18 protein-coding genes are annotated in these 19,953 nt (G+C 56.2%); 7 read left to right on the top strand and 11 right to left on the bottom strand.

Translation table 11 applies throughout. The features are described from left to right. Nucleotides 1-370: hypothetical protein (locus RT197_RS20535; protein WP_312953040.1), on the bottom strand; the 370-nt coding region annotated here is incomplete at its 3' end. Nucleotides 371-851: 481 nt separating this feature from the next. After that, complete coding sequence (gene can, locus RT197_RS20530; RefSeq protein ID WP_312953039.1) at nt 852-1,514, bottom strand: carbonate dehydratase; 663 nt, start codon at nt 1,512-1,514, stop codon at nt 852-854. A 107-nt stretch (nt 1,515-1,621) separates the two neighbouring features. On the opposite strand from can, the gene RT197_RS20525 reads away from it, so the two are divergent. The 4 genes from RT197_RS20525 to RT197_RS20510 all read left to right on the top strand — a co-directional run bounded on the left by RT197_RS20525 (nt 1,622) and on the right by RT197_RS20510 (nt 5,160). Further along, nucleotides 1,622-2,548 (top strand): ABC transporter ATP-binding protein, encoded by a 927-nt coding sequence (locus tag RT197_RS20525; protein ID WP_312953038.1) that lies wholly within the window; start codon nt 1,622-1,624, stop codon nt 2,546-2,548. Next, the gene (locus RT197_RS20520) at nt 2,545-3,315 is read left to right on the top strand and encodes an ABC transporter permease (protein WP_312953037.1); all 771 of its coding nucleotides are present in this window, start codon (nt 2,545-2,547) and stop codon (nt 3,313-3,315) included. The genes RT197_RS20525 and RT197_RS20520 overlap by 4 nt, the downstream gene beginning before the upstream one ends. Nucleotides 3,316-3,415: 100 nt before the next feature. Beyond that, nucleotides 3,416-3,856 carry a PTS sugar transporter subunit IIA gene (locus tag RT197_RS20515; protein ID WP_312953036.1) on the top strand — a complete coding sequence of 147 codons (441 nt, stop codon included), beginning with the start codon at nt 3,416-3,418 and terminating at the stop codon, nt 3,854-3,856. 62 nt (nt 3,857-3,918) lie between these two features. After that, nucleotides 3,919-5,160, top strand: a complete 1,242-nt coding sequence (locus RT197_RS20510) for a polysaccharide deacetylase family protein (protein WP_312953035.1) — start codon at nt 3,919-3,921, stop codon at nt 5,158-5,160. Between the two features lie 4 nt (nt 5,161-5,164). Here the strand turns inward: RT197_RS20510 and panD are convergent, their stop codons facing one another. From panD to thpR, 9 genes are all read right to left on the bottom strand, one after another. Then, nucleotides 5,165-5,545, bottom strand: a complete 381-nt coding sequence (gene panD / locus RT197_RS20505) for an aspartate 1-decarboxylase (RefSeq protein ID WP_312953034.1) — start codon at nt 5,543-5,545, stop codon at nt 5,165-5,167. Nucleotides 5,546-5,727: 182 nt separating this feature from the next. Continuing rightward, nucleotides 5,728-6,579 carry a pantoate--beta-alanine ligase gene (panC, locus tag RT197_RS20500; protein WP_312953033.1) on the bottom strand — a complete coding sequence of 284 codons (852 nt, stop codon included), beginning with the start codon at nt 6,577-6,579 and terminating at the stop codon, nt 5,728-5,730. Between the two features lie 11 nt (nt 6,580-6,590). After that, nucleotides 6,591-7,382 (bottom strand): 3-methyl-2-oxobutanoate hydroxymethyltransferase, encoded by a 792-nt coding sequence (panB, locus tag RT197_RS20495; protein ID WP_312953032.1) that lies wholly within the window; start codon nt 7,380-7,382, stop codon nt 6,591-6,593. Nucleotides 7,383-7,604: 222 nt separating this feature from the next. Beyond that, nucleotides 7,605-8,084 (bottom strand): 2-amino-4-hydroxy-6-hydroxymethyldihydropteridine diphosphokinase, encoded by a 480-nt coding sequence (folK, locus tag RT197_RS20490; protein WP_312953031.1) that lies wholly within the window; start codon nt 8,082-8,084, stop codon nt 7,605-7,607. Next, the gene (pcnB, locus tag RT197_RS20485) at nt 8,081-9,478 is read right to left on the bottom strand and encodes a polynucleotide adenylyltransferase PcnB (protein WP_312953042.1); all 1,398 of its coding nucleotides are present in this window, start codon (nt 9,476-9,478) and stop codon (nt 8,081-8,083) included. The genes folK and pcnB overlap by 4 nt, the downstream gene beginning before the upstream one ends. Nucleotides 9,479-9,522: 44 nt before the next feature. Beyond that, complete coding sequence (gluQRS, locus tag RT197_RS20480; protein ID WP_312953030.1) at nt 9,523-10,407, bottom strand: tRNA glutamyl-Q(34) synthetase GluQRS; 885 nt, start codon at nt 10,405-10,407, stop codon at nt 9,523-9,525. Nucleotides 10,408-10,458: 51 nt separating this feature from the next. Further along, on the bottom strand, nt 10,459-10,914 hold the full coding sequence (gene dksA / locus RT197_RS20475) for an RNA polymerase-binding protein DksA (RefSeq protein ID WP_002463986.1): 456 nt from the start codon (nt 10,912-10,914) through the stop codon (nt 10,459-10,461). 176 nt (nt 10,915-11,090) lie between these two features. Then, on the bottom strand, nt 11,091-11,795 hold the full coding sequence (sfsA, locus tag RT197_RS20470; RefSeq protein ID WP_312953028.1) for a DNA/RNA nuclease SfsA: 705 nt from the start codon (nt 11,793-11,795) through the stop codon (nt 11,091-11,093). Continuing rightward, complete coding sequence (gene thpR / locus RT197_RS20465) at nt 11,792-12,334, bottom strand: RNA 2',3'-cyclic phosphodiesterase (protein ID WP_312953027.1); 543 nt, start codon at nt 12,332-12,334, stop codon at nt 11,792-11,794. Before thpR ends, sfsA begins: the two co-directional genes overlap by 4 nt. A 73-nt stretch (nt 12,335-12,407) precedes the next feature. Here thpR and hrpB point away from each other — a divergent pair, with 73 nt between their 5' ends. The 3 genes from hrpB (at nt 12,408) to fhuA (ending at nt 19,905) form a co-directional block, all read left to right on the top strand. Next, nucleotides 12,408-14,837, top strand: a complete 2,430-nt coding sequence (hrpB, locus tag RT197_RS20460; RefSeq protein WP_312953026.1) for an ATP-dependent helicase HrpB — start codon at nt 12,408-12,410, stop codon at nt 14,835-14,837. A gap of 117 nt (nt 14,838-14,954) precedes the next feature. Further along, nucleotides 14,955-17,501, top strand: coding sequence for a bifunctional glycosyl transferase/transpeptidase (mrcB, locus tag RT197_RS20455; protein WP_312953025.1), 2,547 nt, complete (start codon nt 14,955-14,957; stop codon nt 17,499-17,501). Between the two features lie 214 nt (nt 17,502-17,715). After that, a complete protein-coding gene (fhuA, locus tag RT197_RS20450) occupies nt 17,716-19,905 on the top strand; it encodes a ferrichrome porin FhuA (protein WP_312953024.1) in 2,190 nt (729 codons plus the stop codon). The last annotated feature ends 48 nt before the right edge of the window (nt 19,906-19,953 follow it).

Below are 19,953 nucleotides of genomic sequence, written 5' to 3'. Positions count from 1 at the left end.
GCGTATCCGGGATAACAGGCGTATCCGGGGTATCAGGCGTATCCGGGGTATCAGGCGTATCCGGGGTATCAGGTGTATCCGGGGTATCAGGCGTATTCGGAGTGTGATCGCTGCCACCGCCGCCACCACCGCCACTGGCCGCAATAGCGATACCCGCCACGGCAGCGACGCCCGCGACGCTGCCCCATATCACTTTATTACTTAAACCATTGTCCGTCAGGCAACTGGCGGGCAGTTTCTTCTTCTGCTCGGGCGTGAGTTTGCTGATATCCTTCGGGCAGGTGGTGTCAATATTCAGTGGAGTGGCGGCATGTGCATAATTAGCTGAAAGCGCCATCGCTATGCCCATGCTTATTAGTTTGTATTTCATAAAAATCCTTTTATCTTTAATTAGTAACTTGTTCTGCTTTATTCAGGCAAATTAAAGCAGTTGGTTGGATATATATTATCCTGCGCATTTTTACTAACGTAACTGCTATACTTGCGTTTTGTTAACCTAACCAGTATGCTTGTGTGATATTAACAGGATTTAGAATTGTTTTGTATATACTAATAAAAAATTAATTCTATTGATTCATATTGTGAATATTTGAGAGGGGATCAATCAATAATTACCGGGGGTAGATCAATAAAATAACCGGTTGTGCTGTTTATTTGCCTGTGAATTATTTATGTGAATTATGTTTCCCCGCCAATTATTTTTCACGGAAGCGGTAAAGAGTCTGACTGTCAGCATTTTCGGGGCGAATGGATGCTGCGTCCTGGTTCTGATTTGCTAATATTTGTGGAAAAGCGGCGTTCGTTGTAAGAGGCCGGGTAAAGTAAAGTCTGTACCCGGCTTTTGGGAAGGCTTATTTGTGGTTGATGTGCTTCTGGCGCAGGTTGGAAATACCTTTCCGGTAGTGCTGTTCCAGCGTTTCGCGGTTGGTGGCAGTCACGTCCAGATTGCGCAGCAGCCCGTCGTGGATGCCGTAGGCCCAGCCGTGGATCGTCACTTTCTGCCCGCGTTTCCACGCCGACTGCATAATGGTGGAGTGGCCGAGGTTATAAACCTGTTCCATCACATTCAGCTCACACAGCGTATCCAGACGACGCTCCTGCGGCATTTCGCCGAGCAGCGAGCTATGCTTAAACCAGATATCACGAATATGCAGCAGCCAGTTATCGATAAGCCCCAGTTCAGGGTTTTCGACCGCCGCCTGCACGCCGCCGCAGCCGTAGTGGCCGCAGATAATAATGTGTTCCACCTCCAGCACATCCACGGCATACTGAACGACGGAGAGGCAGTTCAGATCGGTATGGATGACCAGGTTGGCCACGTTACGGTGAACGAATAATTCCCCTGGTTCAAGACCGGTTAAACGTTCTGCGGGAACGCGACTGTCAGAACATCCAATCCATAGAAAGCGCGGTTTTTGGGCCTGCGCCAGCGTTGCAAAAAATCCCGGATCCTCTTCTACCAGCATTTTTGACCATAGTGCATTGTTGCTGATGAGTGTATCTATGTCTTTCATGGAGGTTAACGACCTGTAACCAAGTTAGTGCGTTGGGCTAATATAGGTCAACTCCATCATTTTTTAAACCACACATAGAGTGTCAGAAAAAAGGTAAGTGATAATCCATGACCATTGCACTGGAACTCAACCAGCTAAAAAAAACCTATCCCGGCGGCGTACAGGCGCTGCGCGGGATTGATTTAACGGTAAACGCCGGTGATTTTTATGCTCTTCTGGGCCCGAACGGTGCGGGTAAATCCACCACCATTGGCATTATCAGCTCGCTGGTCAATAAAACCTCCGGGCGGGTGAGCATCTTCGGTTACGATCTGGAAAAAGACGTCGTTAACGCCAAACGCCAGCTTGGGCTGGTGCCGCAGGAGTTTAACTTTAATCCGTTCGAAACCGTCCAGCAGATTGTCATCAATCAGGCCGGATACTACGGCGTAGAGCGCAAAGAAGCGGTCGCACGCAGCGAAAAGTACCTTAAACAGCTTGAACTGTGGGAAAAACGCAACGAACGTGCGCGGATGCTTTCCGGCGGCATGAAGCGTCGCCTGATGATTGCCCGTGCGCTGATGCATGAACCTAAACTGCTGATCCTTGACGAGCCGACCGCTGGCGTGGATATCGAACTGCGCCGCTCCATGTGGGGCTTCCTGAAAGATCTCAACGATAAAGGCACGACCATCATTTTGACCACCCACTATCTCGAAGAAGCTGAAATGCTGTGCCGCAATATCGGCATTATTCAGAACGGTGAACTGGTGGAAAATACCTCAATGAAAAATCTGCTCGGCAAGCTGAAGTCGGAAACCTTTATTCTCGATCTGGCGGCGAAAAGCCCGCTGCCGAAGCTGGAAGGGTATCAGTACCGGCTGGTCGATACGTCCACTCTGGAGGTCGAAGTGCTGCGCGAGCAGGGCGTTAACAGCGTCTTTAGCCAGCTTAGCGCCCAGGGTGTACAGGTATTAAGTATGCGTAACAAGGCGAACCGTCTGGAAGAGCTGTTCGTTTCGCTGGTTCATGAAAAACAAGGAGATCGCGCATGATGCAGTTGTACTGGGTCGCGCTGAAAAGCATCTGGGCGAAAGAAATCCATCGCTTTATGCGCATCTGGGTGCAGACCCTGGTGCCGCCGGTCATTACCATGACGCTTTATTTTATTATTTTTGGTAATTTGATCGGCTCGCGGATTGGCGAGATGCACGGCTTTAGCTATATGCAGTTTATCGTGCCGGGGCTGATCATGATGTCGGTGATCACCAATGCGTATGCAAACGTTGCCTCTTCGTTCTTCAGCGCCAAGTTTCAGCGCAATATTGAGGAACTGCTGGTGGCCCCGGTGCCGACGCACGTCATTATCTTTGGTTATGTTGGCGGCGGGGTGGCGCGCGGGCTGTGCGTGGGCATTCTGGTGACGGCCATTTCGCTGTTCTTCGTGCCGTTTCAGGTGCATTCATGGGTGTTTGTGGCGCTGACGCTGGTGCTGACGGCGGTGCTGTTCTCGCTGGCGGGGCTGCTGAACGCGGTGTTTGCCAAAAGCTTCGATGACATCAGCCTGATCCCGACCTTTGTGTTGACGCCGCTGACCTATCTCGGCGGGGTGTTTTATTCCCTTACGCTGCTGCCACCGTTCTGGCAGGCGCTGTCGCATCTCAACCCGATTGTCTACATGATCAGTGGCTTCCGCTACGGTTTCCTCGGCATCAATGATGTTCCGCTGTTCACGACCGTCGGCGTACTGGCGGTATTTATCATCGCCTTTTACCTGCTGTGCTGGTATCTGATCCAGCGCGGTCGCGGGTTGCGCAGCTAATTTTTCCGCCTCTGTTTAAAAGAGGCGGAAAGTTTTGATATTTATCACCGACAACAATTAATCACCCGGCTAAACTGCTTGCCTGCTAAGGAGATAAGCCATGCTAGGCTGGGTGATTACCTGTCATGACGATCGGGCGCAGGACATGCTCGATCATCTTGAAAAAAACTACGGGCCGTTAACGCAATGCCGGGCGGTCAATTTCTGGCGTGGGTTAAGCACCAACATGCTCAGCCGGATGATGTGTGACGCGATGCACGCGGTAGATTCCGGTGATGGGGTGATCTTCCTGACCGATAGATCGGGGGAAGCGCCTTACCGCACAGCGGCGCTGATGAGCCATAAACATCCCCATTGCGAAGTGATTTCGGGGATTAGCTATCCGCTGCTTGAGCTTTATTTCCCGCTGCGGCATACGCTGGATCACGCCGCCTTTCGCGAAGCGATCGTGGCACGCGGTACACCGGACGTCAGCAGCCTGTGGCATCAGCAGCAAAAAAATCCTCCCTTCGTCCTGCTCCATGATTTGTATGCAAATTAGCCATTGGTATTGATGCCGCTTTTGTTACAATAGCGGCAGATTCTCCTTTCTGGCCTGCCTCAATGTTCATACGTTTTATCACTGTGCTGCTGATGCTGCTCTGTACAAGTGCGTCCGCGGCGTTAATTAGCGATCGTCCCGCGCGCTATATGCAAACGACTGAAGATGCGGCGATTTGGGCGCAGGTAGGAAATAGAGTGGTCAACGTGGGTAATGTCCGTCCGGGGCAAATCCTGGCGGTTCTGCCTACCGCTGCGGACTTCTATGAATTTAGTTTTGGCTTCGGCACCGGTTTTATTGATAAAGACCATCTGGAAGCGGTGCAGGGACGCCAGCGCGTTCAGGATAGCCTCGGCGATCTTAATAAACCGTTAAGCAACCAGAATCTGATCACCTGGAAAGATACCCCGGTGTATAACGCGCCCAGCGCTGGCAGCGCGCCTTTCGGCACTCTGGCTGATAACCTGCGCTACCCCATTATCAGCAAGCTGAAAGACCGTTTAAATCAGACCTGGTATCAGATCCGCATCGGCAATCGCCTCGCCTGGATCAGCAGCCTTGATGCCCAGCAGGATAATGGCATTCCGGTGCTGACTTACCACCACATTCTGCGCGATGAAGAGAACACGCGCTTTCGCCACACTTCGACGACAACCTCCGTGCGCGCCTTCAGTAACCAGATGACCTGGCTGCGCGATCAGGGCTATACCACCCTGACGATGTACCAGCTCGAGGGCTATGTGCGTAATAAAATGAACCTGCCCGCGCGGGCAGTGGCGATCACCTTTGATGACGGGCTGAAATCGGTCAGTCGCTATGCTTACCCTGTCCTCCACCAGTACGGATTTCACGCCACCGCGTTTATCATTTCTTCACGCATTAAGCGCCATCCGCAGAAATGGGATGCAAAATCATTACAGTTTATGAGCATTGCCGAACTGCGGACCATTCGCGACGTGTTTGATTTTCAGTCGCATACCCACTTTTTGCACCGCGTGGATGCGCTTCATCATCCGATTTTACTCAGCCGTAATTATCACAACATCCTGCTGGATTTTGAGCACTCGCGCCGCGCGCTGGCGCAGTTTAATCCGCACGTGCTTTATCTGTCTTATCCCTTCGGCGGCTATGACGATAACGCGTTGAAAGCGGCAAACGACGCCGGTTTTCATATGGCGGTGACTACGGTACAGGGGAAAGTAAAGCCGGGGGATAATGTGTTATTACTGAAACGGTTATATATCTTAAGAACGGATTCGCTGGAAACGATGGCGCGGCTGATCAGCAATCAGCCGCAGGGGTGAGGCATCAGGCCACCTGAACCGGGATGGCTTTCGCGGTACGCTTCATTTCGTTATCGCCTTCAAAGTAGGCGACGTTAGGACGCCAGCGACGCGCTTCTTCGTCAGACATGGTGACGAAGCTGGCGATAATCACAATGTCGCCAACGCTGGCGCAATGGGCCGCCGCGCCGTTCACCGAGATGATCCTCGAACCGCGCTCAGCCGCGATCGCATAGGTTGAGAAACGCTGGCCGTTGGTCACATTCCAGATGCTAATGGCTTCGTTTTCAAGAATACCGGCTGCATCGAGAAAATCCTGATCGATGGCGCAGGAGCCTTCATAGTGCAGGTCCGCCTGAGTGACTTTCACGCGATGGAGTTTGCCCTGCAACATAGTGCGAATCATAACTTCTACCTTTCAAACGGGTCGTTAACGAAGCAGGCAATACCTGCTTTGAGAAAATTCTAAGGCAGTATTGCCCGAATTTTGATGACTGTCTATATGGCCGGGGACGTTTCAGCGGGGAGTTTGCGTATTGTCACGCAAAGCCGCTAAGCCTTCAGGCGTTAGCGGCTGGGGGTTATCAATCAGTCCAGCTCAACCATTTTATTGTCAATCAGTCGCGCCTGGCCCAGCCACGCGGCGGCAAGGATCACCGCGCGTTTACTCGTTTCGCTTAACGCCAGCAGCGTGTCGGCGTCACGAATTTGAATATCATCAGCGCGAAAGCCTTTTTCATTCAACTCCTGTTCGGCAATGGTCACGATCTCCTGCTGATCGCGTTGTCCCGCCTGCAATTTCTCAGCAATGTTGTTCATCACCTGATATAAGCCCGGCGCAATTTTTCGCTGGTCGGCGGTGAGATAGCCGTTGCGGGAACTGAGGGCTAAACCATCTTTAGCGCGGATAATCGGCACGCCGATAATATCGATGTCGTAGCCCATATCGGCAACCATTTTGCGGATCAGCGCCAGCTGCTGGAAGTCTTTTTCCCCGAAGCAGGCGATATCCGGCTGGATCAAATTAAACAGCTTGCTGACGATGGTCGATACGCCGCGAAAATGCCCCGGACGACTGGCCCCTTCCAGCATGGTGGAGAGACCCGGCACGTCAACGAAGGTGTGATTTTCAGTGCCCTGCGGGTAAATATCCTGCGCGGAAGGGGCGAAGAGCAGCTCCACTTTACGTTTATTGAGTTTTTCGCAGTCTTCCTGGAGGGTACGCGGGTAGCGGGCCAGATCTTCCGGGCGATCAAACTGCATCGGGTTGACGAAAATACTCACCACCACCACATCGGCGCGGGCTTTAGCTTCGTCTACCAGTTTCATATGCCCATCGTGCAGATTGCCCATGGTGGGCACCAGCGCAATACGTTTACCTTCCTGGCGCAGACGACGGATATGCTGGCGCAGCAGCGGCAGAGTTTCGATAATCAGCACAACTTGACTCCTTAATGGAAACTGTGTTCTTCGCCCGGATAAACACCGGATTCGACGTCGGCCATATACTGCCGCACGGCGGCACGCATGTCGCCCGCTTCAGCAAGGAAATTCTTCGCAAATTTAGGAATGTGACCGCCGGTGATGCCGAAAGCGTCATGCATCACCAGGATCTGTCCGTCGGTGACGTTGCCTGCGCCAATGCCGATAACCGGAATGGAGAGCGCTTCGGTGACGCGCTTCGCCAGCTCGACCGGGACGCATTCCAGCACCAGCAGTTGCGCCCCCGCAGCTTCCAGCGCCAGCGCGTCATCAAGAAGCTGTTGCCCGGCGTCGCCGCGCCCCTGCACTTTATAACCGCCGAAAATATTCACTGACTGCGGGGTCAACCCCAGATGCCCGCACACCGGCACCGCGCGGTCGGTAAGCATTTTAACGGTATCCACCAGCCAGGCTCCGCCTTCAATTTTGACCATATTCGCCCCGGCGCGCATCACCACAGCGGCATTTTCAAACGCCTGCTCCGGCGTGGCATAGGCCATAAACGGCAGATCGGAAAGCAGGAGGCAGTTCGGCGCACCGCGGCGCACGGCGCGGGTATGGTAAGCGATGTCTTCAACGGTCACGGGTAGCGTGGAGTCATGACCCTGAACGGTCATGCCTAACGAGTCGCCCACCAGCATCACGTTCAGCCCTTCGTCGGCAAACAGTTTAGCGAAGCTGTAGTCATAAGCGGTGATGGTCGCGAAGCGTTTTTTCTCGAGTTTATATTTCTGTAACAGCGAAATCGTGGTCGGTTTCATAATCTTACCCGAAAGCTAAGTGCATAATGGCTGGCATTCTATCAGTGCTATTGATGGGGGCAATGCTTTTGCTGGAAGTATATCCTCGTCATCCTTCACGTTGCAGATGCGTTGGCTTTCCTGCAACTCAAATTATTTAGAGTATTGATATAACAGCGACGTCAGGCGCAATACCGGGAAGTCGTTTACTTTTTTTCCTGAATCCGCGGCGCGGAAGGAGAATTACCAGCGATCCGGGCAGGGGGAGAGGCGGGATAACACTTCGCGTAATGGCTGGTGACTTCCCGGAAAACGGAGTTCCGGCGCAATCTCAAACAGCGGCCACAGCATAAAGCCGCGATTGTGCATGTCGTAATGCGGCACCGTCAGGCGCGGCGTGTTTATCACTTCGTCGCCAAACAGCAAAATATCTAAATCCAGCGTGCGCGGTCCCCAGCGTTCGGCTTTGCGCGTGCGGCCCTGCTGGAGTTCAATGCGCTGGGTATGATCGAGCAGCGTTTCCGGCGCGAGCGTGGTTTCCAGCGCTACGGCGGCGTTCAGGTAATCAGGCTGATCCTGCGGGCCAAGCGGGGGAGTGCGGTAATACGAGGAGACGGCGATAATCCGGCTTTGCGGGATCTCGCCTATTGCCTGAACGGCAGCATTGACCTGCTCCAGCGGAGAGGCCAGATTGCTGCCGAGAGCGATATACGCAAGCGTCATGCGCTGCCTTCGCGGCGCGGGGCACGCTTACGCGGGCGACGATGACGACGACGTGCTTCAGGCTCATCACCGAGATCGTTAAGCATATCTTTTTGCGCAGGCGGCGCGGAAACCTGGAATTCGCCCCACCATTTCGCCAGACGCTGTAACTCCGCATTGTTTTCGACGTCTGCACGCAGGGCGAGCAGGTCGTAAGAGGCGCGGAATTTCGGATGCTCCAGCAGCTTCCACGCGCGTTTACCCTGGCGGCGGGACATACGCAGCTGAAGCTGCCAGATATCGCGCGTCAGGGTGGTGATGCGTTTCGGAATGGCCAGCGAGCGGCAGGCTTCATCAAGCACTTCGTTCATCGCCAGCGCAAAGGCGTCCTGATAGGCCAGCCCGCCTTCCTGGGCCAGTTTCTGCGCCATTTCCAGCAGCGGATACCAGAACATCGCCGCAAACAGGAACGCCGGATTCACGCGCATATCATTTTGCAGGCGCTTATCGGTGTTCTTCAGCACCTGGGCTAAGATGCGCTCCATCGCGCTGTCGCCGCTTTCGGTGAAATAGCGGGTGATGGTCGGGAACAGCGGCTGGAACAGGCTGTACTGACAGAGCAGTTTGTAGGTGTCGTAGCCGTGACCGGCCTGAAGCAGCTTGAGCGATTCTTCAAACAGACGCGCGGGCGGGACATCGTTCATCAGCGATGCCAGGCGCGGGATCGGCTCTGCGGTTTCCGGGCTGATGGTCATGTTCAGTTTGGCGGCAAAGCGCACCGCGCGCAGCATCCGCACCGGATCTTCGCGATAGCGCGTTTCGGGATCGCCAATCAGACGAATAACGCCTTCTTCCAGATCCTGCATACCGCCAACGTAATCGCGTACGGAAAAATCCGCCACGCTGTAATAAAGGCTGTTAATGGTAAAGTCGCGGCGCTGGGCATCTTCTTCAATAGAGCCGAAGATATTATCACGCAGCAGCATACCGTTTTGCCCACGCTGAGAGGTGGTGCGATCGGCCTGGGTTTCTTCGTGATGACCCCGGAAGGTCGCCACTTCGATAATTTCCGGGCCAAACATAACGTGAGCAAGACGAAAACGACGGCCTACCAGGCGGCAGTTGCGAAACAGTTTCCGCACCTGATCCGGCGTGGCGCTGGTCGTCACGTCAAAATCTTTGGGTTTTTTGCCGAGCAGGAGATCGCGCACCCCGCCACCCACCAGATACGCTTCGTATCCCGCTTTATTCAGGCGGTAAAGGACCTTGAGGGCATTTTCACTGATATCTTTGCGGGAAATAGCATGCTGTTCACGCGGGATAACCGTCATATGCGGACGGGCGACGACCTGTTCGGCCTCGCTCTCCTCGCGGCTGAGCACCTTGCGGCAAAAATTAGCGACTCGGGTAAAAATAGTGCACCTCATATCAGGACAAAAAAATAGCGGCTAATCATAGCTCAGCGAGACGCGTTTGAGAATGACGGATTTTGCAGGACGCGACTAAGCGACCAGTTAGCCACCGCCAGAGCAAGCAGTTGCTCCACGCTGAGATCCTGCCAGCCAACAATAACCGGCTGATGTAAAAACGCTAACGCGCTGATAATCACCGGGCGCGGGTCGCCTTCCGGCAGCGCGGGCGCATGATTTTGCTTCGACAGCTTTTCGCCGCGATCGTTAAGCGCCAGCGGCAGGTGGACATACTGCGGAGCGTCCCAGCCAAACTGCTGGTACAGCGAAATTTGTCGTACCGTCGGTTCAATCAGATCCGCGCCGCGCACAATTTCGCTGATCCCCTGAAAATGGTCGTCCACTACGACGGCCAGATTATAGGCAAACAGCCCGTCACGGCGGTGGATAATAAAATCTTCCCGCGCCAGCCGCTCGTCGGCGTGAAGGGTGCCGCGCAGGTTATCGTGAAAGTGGATGACCGGATGCTGCTGGCGCAGGCGCACGGCGGCATTGTCGCCATCGCGATGGCGGTCCCGGCAATAGCCGTCGTAAATACCGCCGACGCTCTGAATACGTGCGCGGGTGCAAGTGCAGTAATAGCTGAGATCGTGCCGGGCAAGCCAGGCCAGCGCGTCGCGGTAGGCGTCATGGCGTTGGGACTGCCAGAGAACGTCGCCGTCCCACAGCAGGCCGTAATGCTCAAGCTGGCGCAGGATGGTGTGTGCCGCACCGGGAATTTCACGCGGCGGATCGATATCTTCTATCCGAACGCGCCAGATGCCCTGCCGGGCGCGGGCCTGTAAATAGCTGCCGAGAGCGGCTATCAGCGAGCCAAAATGGAGTTCACCGGAGGGAGAAGGGGCAAAGCGCCCAATATACTGTGAGTCAGGCATGGCACTGTTTAAATAAGGCGGGAAGAGCTCCCGCCATTAGGATTGGCGCTGTTAGCCAGCCATCTGTTTTTCGCGGATCTCTGCCAGCGTTTTGCAGTCGATGCAAAGATCGGCAGTTGGACGCGCTTCAAGACGGCGAATACCGATTTCAACCCCGCAGGATTCACAGAAACCGAAATCTTCGTCTTCTACTTTTTTAAGCGTTTTTTCGATCTTTTTGATCAGTTTGCGCTCGCGGTCACGGTTACGCAGTTCAAGGCTGAACTCTTCTTCCTGGGCAGCACGGTCAACCGGGTCCGGGAAGTTAGCCGCTTCGTCCTGCATGTGCGTAACGGTGCGATCGACTTCATCCCGGAGCTGATTGCGCCATGCTTCGAGGATACGTCTGAAGTGCGCCAGTTGGGCTTCATTCATATACTCTTCGCCCGGCTTCTCCTGGTACGGCTCCACACCAGCAATGGCGAGAATACTCAGGGACGATGTTTTACGGTTTTGCCCTTCTTGCATGTTGTTTCTCCTTAACACGCACTATCGATCCCCTTAGTCGGGGGAAAATCAGGCCGCTATAAATAGCAGATGCTTTTCCGGATAGCAATTATCTAAACGTTACACTTGACAACCCTGTGAGGAAAAGCGTATTTACACGCGCGGTCAGAACATTATTTGACCGTTCCCGACCCCCATTACAAGGCAATGGGGAGAGGCCATCTCAGAGTCATATTATTAGCAGAAAGTTCCGCTTTATAAGCCAGAATTTCTACACCCTTTTTGTGTGCCTCGACCAACAATTGCGCGTAGGTAGCATCAATGTGCCGCGCCGGTGAAAAACAGGTGATCGCTGAGTGCAGTACCGCAAAGAGCATTACCGCGCGCTCACCGCCTGCGGCCACACTCATCAGCTCACGCAGATGCCGCTGGCCCCGTTCGGTCACCGCGTCAGGAAAGTAGCCTTTCTCTTCTTCCGCCAGCGTAACCGACTTCACCTCAATATAGCAGTTGCGGCGATCTTCTGCCTGCAACATAAAATCTATTCGGCTGCTTTCATTTCCATATTTTACTTCGCTTTTCAAGATGCTATAGCCATTAAGCGTGGGGATTTGTTCTGCGATAATCGCCTCTTTCGTTAAACTATTTGCCCGTAATGTATTGACACAAATAAATGCCCCCAGCTGCGTTTGAGTCATTTCCCATGTGTGCGCATATTTGCGTTTAGTATTTTCTGAAGTGGAATACCAGACGGTATCGCCCGGCGTGGCGCATCCGGTCATGGCCCCGGTGTTAGGGCAGTGCAGAGTCAGTTCTTTGCCGTCGGGCGTGATGACGTCTGCCAGAAAACGTTTGTAGCGCTTGATGAGCGTGGCGGACTGAAGCGGGGGCGTAAATATCATTGTTTTTCCAAAGGCAATAGCGGCCAGCGCTGGAGCGGAGTGTAGCGGGTGCGACCGCGTAAAAATTGTGATTCTACCAGCATGAATTCCGTCACCGGAAAAGACCAGCAGAAGCCGGGCGCGGGGATCGGCACCGCATGGCTGGCGTCGCGCAGCAACGTGATGTGAGGATGAAAAGGCTGCGGACTTTGCCAGCAGCCGCTGCGTGCGGCCTGGGCGCGCAGCATACTGGCTAACTGGAGCAGGCCGCGCGGCGGCTGGCGCGTGCCGAGCCATACCACCCCAGAGCGCAGCCACTGACCGGCATCATCGACGTTTAGCGTAAATCCCGGCTGGCGGATGCGCCCGGCCAGCGTTTCCAGCGTGCGCTGTTTTTGCGGGCTGACCTCGCCGAGAAACGCCAGCGTCAGGTGCAGATTTGCCGCTGCAATCTGGCGGCCCGTGTCGGCGGGGAAATGCGCCGCACGCCAGTGAATAATCTGCTGCTGGATCTCGTCCGGCAGCGCCAGCGCGAAAAACAGCCTTTTCGACTCAGACATCGGGGATACTCGGTTATGGTTTGTGGCGATGCTACAATGACCGCCGTTTAATGTTAACCCTCTGGAGCCATTTGTGTCCTCTTTACCGGTCGCTGCCGTCCTTCCTGAACTTCTCACCGCGCTGAAAACCGCGCCGCAGGTGCTGCTGAATGCGCCTACCGGCGCGGGAAAATCGACGTGGCTGCCGCTGCAACTGTTGCAGCAGGGCGCGATTAACGGTCGAATTCTGCTTCTCGAACCGCGTCGTCTGGCGGCGCGTAACGTGGCGCAGCGGCTGGCGGAATTGCTGGGAGAAAAACCCGGCCAGACGGTAGGCTACCGGATGCGCGCGGAGAGCTGCGTCGGGCCGCAGACCCGGCTGGAAGTGGTCACGGAAGGCATTCTGACGCGGATGATCCAGCGCGATCCAGAACTTGCCGACATTGGGTTGGTGATCCTCGATGAATTTCACGAGCGCAGTTTACAGGCCGATCTGGCGCTGGCGCTGCTGCTGGACGTGCAGCAGGGGCTGCGCGAGGATTTAAAGCTGCTGATTATGTCAGCGACGCTGGACAACGCGCGGCTCCAGACGCTGCTGCCCGCTGCGCCGGTGGTGGCATCCGCCGGGCGTGCGTTTCCCGTCGAGCGGCGCTATCAGCCGCTGGCGACGCATCTGCGCTTTGCTGAAGCGGCCGCCGCCGCTACCCGTGAACTGTTGCGGGCAGAAAGCGGTTCGCTGCTGCTGTTTTTGCCCGGAGTCGGCGAGATCCTGCGGGTGCAGGAGCAACTCGCCACGCGGGTGGCGGAAGACGTGCTGCTTTGCCCCCTGTACGGCGCGCTGCCGCTGGCGGAACAGCGGCAGGCGATCCTCCCGCCGCCGTCCGGTAAACGCAAAGTGGTGCTGGCGACCAACATTGCCGAAACCAGTCTGACCATTGAAGGCATCCGGCTGGTAGTGGACTGCGCCCAGGAGCGGGTGGCGCGTTTTGATCCGCGTACCGGTCTGACGCGGCTGGTGACACAGCGCGTCAGCCAGGCCTCGATGACCCAGCGTGCCGGGCGCGCAGGGCGTCTGGAGCCGGGAATTTGTCTGCACCTTATCAGTAAAGAGCAGGCGGAACGCGCCGCCGCGCAGGGAGACGCAGAGATCTTACACAGCGATCTCTCCGGCCTGCTGATGGAGCTATTGCAGTGGGGATGTACCGATACCTCACAATTAAACTGGCTGGATCTGCCGCCTGCGGCTAACCTGACCGCAGCCCGCACGCTACTTGCACAACTGGGGGCGCTGGAAGGCGAACGCCTGACCGCCCACGGGCAGCGGATGGCGGCCAGCGGTAACGAGCCGCGTCTGGCGGCGATGCTCGCCGGGGCGCAAGGGGCCGATGCGATCGCCAGCGCCGCGAAGCTGGCGGCCATCCTTGAAGAGCCGCCGCGCGCTGGCAGTACCGACATCAGCGTGGCGTTTTCCCGCCATCAACCGAACTGGCAGCAGCGCAGTCAACAACTGCGGCAGCGGCTGGGTGGTCAGGGCGGGAAGGCGGATGCCGATCTGCTTGCGCCGCTGCTGGCACAAGGTTTTGCCGACCGTATCGCGCGGCGACGCGGCCAGGACGGGCGCTATCAGCTTGCCAACGGCATGGGGGCGATGCTGGATGCCGATGACGCCATGAATCGCCACGAATGGCTGATTGCGCCGTTACTGTTACAGGGCAGCGCGTCGCCGGATGCCCGCATCCTGCTGGCGCTACCGCTGGAGATGGATAAATTTATCGCCGCGTGTCCGGTGCTGCTTCAGCAGTCTGATACCGTCGAATGGGACGACGCGCAGGGCACGCTGAAGGCGCTGCGGCGCAGTCGCATCGGTGAACTGACGCTAAAAGTGCAGCCGCTGGCGAAGCCCTCGGAAGCGGAGCTGCATCAGGCGATGCTCAATGGCATCCGCGATAAGGGCCTGAATGTATTAAACTGGACACCGCAGGCAGAGCAGCTACGTTTGCGGTTACACTGTGCCGCTCTCTGGCTGCCGGAAGAAAACTGGCCCGCCGTCGACGATGCGTCGCTGCTGGACTCGCTTGAGGAGTGGCTGCTGCCGGAACTGTCGGGCGTTCACTCCCTGCGCGCGCTGAAGGCGCTGGATGTGGCTTCAGCGCTGCGTAACCGGATGGACTGGTCACTGCGGCAACGGCTGGATAGTGAGCTGCCAGAGCATTACACTGTGCCGACGGGTAGCCGGATCGCCATTCGCTACCATCAGGAAAATCCGCCTGCGCTGGCGGTACGGATGCAGGAAATGTTTGGCGAAGCCCGCACGCCGGTGATTGCCGGGGGGCGCATTCCGCTGGTTCTTGAACTATTATCACCCGCGCAGCGCCCGCTTCAAATCACCCGCGACCTGAGCGCATTCTGGCAGGGCGCGTATCGCGAAGTGCAAAAAGAGATGAAAGGGCGCTATCCAAAGCACGTCTGGCCTGACGATCCGGCGAATACCGCTCCGACGCGGCGGACGAAGAAGTATTCATAATCGGGCGAGGCAACGCCGTCATCCGGTTGAAGATGATATTTGAGAGATTTCTTCTTTCTCCTGCGGGAGGAAGAACTGAGAATCGGGCATTACGCCTGAATGTTGCGGAGAGAAAGCATGGCGGGGAATGACCGCGAACCGATTGGACGTAAAGGAAGACCTGCGCGTCCGGTAAAACAAAAAGTCAGTCGCCGTCAGGAGTATGACGACGACTATGAAGATGAAGAAGACGATGTGCCGCCGCCGCGTAAAAGCCGGGGCAGGGGCAATGGCCGAGGCGGGCGCAAGCCGCGCGGAAAACGCGGCTGGCTGTGGTTGCTGCTGAAGCTGTTTATCGTCTTTATCGTACTGATCGTTATTTACGGCGTGTATCTCGACCAAAAGATCCGCAGTCGTATCGACGGGAAAGTCTGGCAGTTGCCTGCGGCCGTGTATGGCCGGATGGTAAACCTTGAGCCGGACATGTCGATCAGTAAGAACGAGATGGTCAAGCTGCTGACGGCAACCCAGTACCGCGAAGTCTCGCAGATGACGCGACCGGGCGAGTTTACCGTGCAGGCCAACAGCATCGAGATGATCCGCCGCCCGTTCGATTTCCCGGACAGCAAAGAGGGGCAGGTGCGCGCGCGTCTTAAGTTTGACGGCGATCATCTGGAAAGCATTGAGAATATGGAGAGCCGTCGTCAGTTTGGCTTTTTCCGTCTCGATCCACGCCTGATCACCATGCTGTCGTCGCCAAACGGCGAACAGCGACTGTTCGTGGCGCGCAGCGGTTTCCCGGATCTGCTGGTCGATACGCTGCTGGCGACGGAAGACCGTCATTTCTATGAGCATGACGGCATCAGTTTCTACTCCATCGGCCGTGCGATGTTGGCGAACCTCACCGCCGGACGGACGGTGCAGGGGGCGAGTACGCTGACCCAGCAACTGGTGAAAAACCTGTTCCTGTCCAGCGAGCGCTCTTACTGGCGTAAAGCGAACGAAGCCTATATGGCGCTGATTGTTGATGCCCGCTACAGCAAGGATCGCATCCTTGAGCTGTACATGAACGAAGTGTATCTCGGTCAGAGCGGCGACAACGAAATTCGCGGCTTCCCGCTGGCGAGCCTGTACTACTTCGGGCGTCCGGTCGAAGAGCTGAGCCTCGATCAGCAGGCATTGCTGGTCGGCATGGTGAAAGGCGCATCGATTTACAACCCGTGGCGTAACCCGAAACTGGCGCTGGAGCGCCGCAATCTGGTGCTGCGTTTGCTGCAACAGCAGCAGGTGATCGACCAGGAACTGTACGACATGCTGAGCGCGCGTCCGCTGGGCGTGCAGCCGCGTGGCGGGGTGATCTCTCCGCAGCCAGCCTTTATGCAGATGGTGCGTCAGGAATTACAGGCGAAACTGGGCGATAAAGTTAAAGATCTCTCCGGCGTGAAGATCTTCACCACTTTTGATTCCGTGGCGCAGGATGCGGCAGAGAAAGCGGCGACCGAGGGCGTTCCGGCGCTGAAGAAACAGCGTAAGCTGGCCGATCTGGAAACCGCGATGGTGGTCGTTGACCGCTTCAGCGGCGAAGTCCGCGCGATGGTCGGCGGGGCAGAACCGCAGTTTGCGGGCTATAACCGTGCAATGCAGGCGCGACGTTCGATCGGCTCGCTGGCGAAACCGGCGACCTATCTGACCGCGCTCAGCCAGCCCAACCGCTTCCGCCTGAATACGTGGATCGCCGATGCGCCGCTGGCTCTGCGCCAGCCGAACGGCCAGGTGTGGTCACCGCAGAACGACGATCATCGCTACAGCGAAAATGGCCAGGTGATGTTAGTCGATGCGCTGACCCGCTCCATGAACGTGCCGACGGTCAATCTGGGGATGACGCTGGGCCTGCCTGCCGTCACCGATACCTGGAAAAAACTGGGCGTGCCGGAAAATCAGCTGCATCCGGTTCCGGCTATGCTACTGGGGGCGCTCAACCTGACCCCGGTCGAAGTAGCGCAGGCGTTCCAGACGATCGCCAGCGGCGGTAACCGTGCGCCGCTCTCGGCGCTGCGTTCAGTGATCGCTGAAGACGGCAACGTGCTGTACCAGAGCTTCCCGCAGGCCGAGCGCGCGGTTCCGGCGCAGGCGGCGTATATGACGCTGTGGACCATGCAGCAGGTGGTGCAGCGCGGTACGGGTCGTCAGCTTGGCGCAAAATATCCGGGTCTGCATCTGGCGGGTAAAACCGGGACCACCAACAATAACGTGGACACCTGGTTTGCCGGGATCGACGGGCGTGAAGTGGTGATCACCTGGGTTGGACGCGATAACAACCAGCCGACGAAGCTGTACGGTGCCAGCGGCGCGATGTCTATTTATCAGCGCTACCTGACCAACCAGTCGCCGATCCCGCTGGTGTTAACCCCGCCGGAAGACGTGGTGGATATGGGTGTTGATGACGGCGGTAACTTCCTGTGCAGCGGTGGCTCACGCGCCCTGCCGGTATGGACGACCGATCCGAACGCGCTTTGCCAGCAGAGCGAAATGTTGCAGCAGCAACAGCAGCAGCAGGCCAATCCGTTCGAGCAGTCGCCGCCACAGCAGCAACAGCAGCAACAGCCGCAACAGCAGCAGCAGCCGCAGAAGAAAGAGAGCGACGGCGTCGCGGGCTGGATTAAAGATATGTTTGGCGGCGATTAACCGCTGCCCTGCAAAGCCCCCGGTTGAGACCTTCATCCGGGGGCTTTTTTATGCTTTATTTAAGCCACACTGCGTATCTGGTTATTTCTTAATCCCTTAATTTTTCCATGGGCGCATATCACTTGCTATGCCTTCGGCGTTTCGCCTATTATGCTGCCGTCATAATAATAATTCTCGTTTACGTTATCATTCACTATCCATCAGAGATATACCAATGGCGCGTCTTAAAACTGCTCAGCCAACTTACTCGCTGCGTAAAATCGCAGTCGTAGTAGCCACAGCGGTTAGCGGCATGTCTGTTTATGCACAGGCAGCGGTTCAACCGAAAGAAGAAACCATTACCGTCACCGCAGCGCCTGCCGCGCAGGAAAGTGCCTGGGGTCCGGCTCCAACGATTGCCGCAAAACGTTCCGCGACGACCACTAAAACCGATACCCCGATTGAAAAAACACCGCAGTCTGTTTCCGTTGTCACCAGTGAAGAAATGGAAATGCACCAGTTCCAGTCGGTGAAAGAGGCGCTGGGCTATACGCCAGGCGTGACGGTCAACAGCCGTGGGGCATCGAATACCTACGACTTTGTGATTATCCGTGGTTTCTCCTCCGTCGGCCTGAACCAGAATAACTATCTGGATGGCCTGAAGTTACAGGGAAACTTCTATAACGATGCGGTAATCGACCCCTATATGCTGGAGCGCGTCGAGCTGATGCGCGGGCCAACCTCCGTCCTGTATGGGAAGAGTAACCCCGGCGGGATCATTTCGATGGTCAGCAAACGCCCGACCACCGAACCGCTGAAAGAAGTTCAGTTCCAGGTGGGGCTGGATAACGAATTCCAGACCGGCTTTGATTTTAGCGATGCGCTGGATGATGACGGCGTTTACTCGTACCGTCTGACCGGCGTGGCTCATTCTGCTGATGAACAGCAGAACAGTTCAGAATCACAGCGTTATGCGATTGCACCGTCGTTCTCCTGGCGTCCTGACGATAAAACGAATTTTACCTTCCTGTCTTATTTCCAGAACGAACCTGAAACCGGCTATTACGGCTGGCTGCCGAAAGAAGGCACCGTTGAGCCGTTGCCAAACGGTAAACGCCTGCCGACGGACTTCAACGAAGGCGCGTCGAACAATACCTATTCCCGCAACCAAAAAATGGTCGGCTATAGCTTTGAGCATGGCTTTGACGACACCTTTACCGTGCGCCAGAATTTGCGCTTTAACGAGATGAAAACCTCGCAGAAAAGCGTGTACGGCACCGGGATTGCGGCGGATGGCCATACGCTCAATCGCAGCACCGTGGTAGATAATGAGCGTCTGCAAAACTTCAGCGTCGACACCCAGCTGCAGAGCAAATTTGCCACCGGAGCCGTCGATCACACCCTCCTGACCGGGGTGGACTACATGCGGATGCGGAACGATATCAACGCCACCTTTGGCAGCGCGCCGTCTATCGATCTTTACAGCGATTATCAACCTGATGACTTCGCGTTCGGCGGTGCAGAACCGTATCAGATGAACGAAAGCGAGCAGACCGGGATTTACGTTCAGGATCAGGCCGAGTGGGATCGCTGGGTGCTGACGCTTGGCGGACGCTATGACTGGTCGCAGCAGGCGACTACCGTCCGTCAGAACTCTTACACCCCGACCGAAGGTTATATCGAGCGTAACGACCACCAGTTCACCTGGCGCGGCGGCATTAACTATCTGTTTGATAACGGCATTACGCCATACTTCAGCTACAGCCAGTCGTTTGAACCCAGCGCATTCGATCTGTGGAGCGTGCCGCGCGTTTCCTACGAGCCGTCGAAAGGCGAGCAGTATGAAGCGGGCGTGAAATACGTTCCGAAAGATCTGCCGGTGGTGGTCACTGGCGCGCTCTATCAGCTGACCAAAACCAACAATCTGACCGCCGATCCGAATAATCCGCTGGGCCAGGTGCCAGCGGGCGAAATTCGCGCGCGCGGCGTGGAGCTGGAAGCGAAAGCGGCGCTGAATGCCAATATCAATATGACGGCGTCGTATACCTACACCGATGCGGAATACACCAAAGACACCACCCTGAAAGGCAATACGCCGGAGCAGGTGCCGGAACATATGGCCTCGCTATGGGGAGATTACACCTTCAACGAAGGCGCGCTGTCCGGGCTGACGCTGGGGACCGGCGGACGCTTTATCGGCTCCAGCTACGGCGATGCGGCGAACAGCTTCAAAGTGGGTAGCGCGGCGGTGATGGACGCGGTCGTCAAGTACGATCTGGCGCGTTTCGGCATGGCGGGCTCTAGTGTTGCGGTCAACGTGAATAACGTGCTGGATCGCGAATACGTCGCCAGCTGCTTCCAGACTTACGGTTGCTTCTGGGGCGCAGAGCGTCAGGTTGTCGCCACCGCAACTTTCCGTTTCTAAGCCTTGTACGGGCACGCTTCGGCGTGCCTTTTTTATCTGTTAAGTTGG

The organism is Superficieibacter sp. (assembly GCF_032071645.1).
Taxonomy (GTDB): domain Bacteria; phylum Pseudomonadota; class Gammaproteobacteria; order Enterobacterales; family Enterobacteriaceae; genus Superficieibacter.
This window is presented reverse-complemented; position numbering and strand designations above follow the sequence as displayed.

Bases quoted from the DNA above. Each gene is read 5' to 3' on its own strand.
- can (WP_312953039.1), bottom strand. From the start codon at position 1,514: ATGAAAGACATAGATACACTCATCAGCAACAATGCACTATGGTCAAAA.
- RT197_RS20525 (WP_312953038.1), top strand. From the start codon at position 1,622: ATGACCATTGCACTGGAACTCAACCAGCTAAAAAAAACCTATCCCGGC.
- RT197_RS20520 (WP_312953037.1), top strand. From the start codon at position 2,545: ATGATGCAGTTGTACTGGGTCGCGCTGAAAAGCATCTGGGCGAAAGAA.
- RT197_RS20515 (WP_312953036.1), top strand. From the start codon at position 3,416: ATGCTAGGCTGGGTGATTACCTGTCATGACGATCGGGCGCAGGACATG.
- RT197_RS20510 (WP_312953035.1), top strand. From the start codon at position 3,919: ATGTTCATACGTTTTATCACTGTGCTGCTGATGCTGCTCTGTACAAGT.
- panD (WP_312953034.1), bottom strand. From the start codon at position 5,545: ATGATTCGCACTATGTTGCAGGGCAAACTCCATCGCGTGAAAGTCACT.
- panB (WP_312953032.1), bottom strand. From the start codon at position 7,382: ATGAAACCGACCACGATTTCGCTGTTACAGAAATATAAACTCGAGAAA.
- folK (WP_312953031.1), bottom strand. From the start codon at position 8,084: ATGACGCTTGCGTATATCGCTCTCGGCAGCAATCTGGCCTCTCCGCTG.
- gluQRS (WP_312953030.1), bottom strand. From the start codon at position 10,407: ATGCCTGACTCACAGTATATTGGGCGCTTTGCCCCTTCTCCCTCCGGT.
- dksA (WP_002463986.1), bottom strand. From the start codon at position 10,914: ATGCAAGAAGGGCAAAACCGTAAAACATCGTCCCTGAGTATTCTCGCC.
- sfsA (WP_312953028.1), bottom strand. From the start codon at position 11,795: ATGATATTTACGCCCCCGCTTCAGTCCGCCACGCTCATCAAGCGCTAC.
- thpR (WP_312953027.1), bottom strand. From the start codon at position 12,334: ATGTCTGAGTCGAAAAGGCTGTTTTTCGCGCTGGCGCTGCCGGACGAG.
- mrcB (WP_312953025.1), top strand. From the start codon at position 14,955: ATGGCGGGGAATGACCGCGAACCGATTGGACGTAAAGGAAGACCTGCG.
- fhuA (WP_312953024.1), top strand. From the start codon at position 17,716: ATGGCGCGTCTTAAAACTGCTCAGCCAACTTACTCGCTGCGTAAAATC.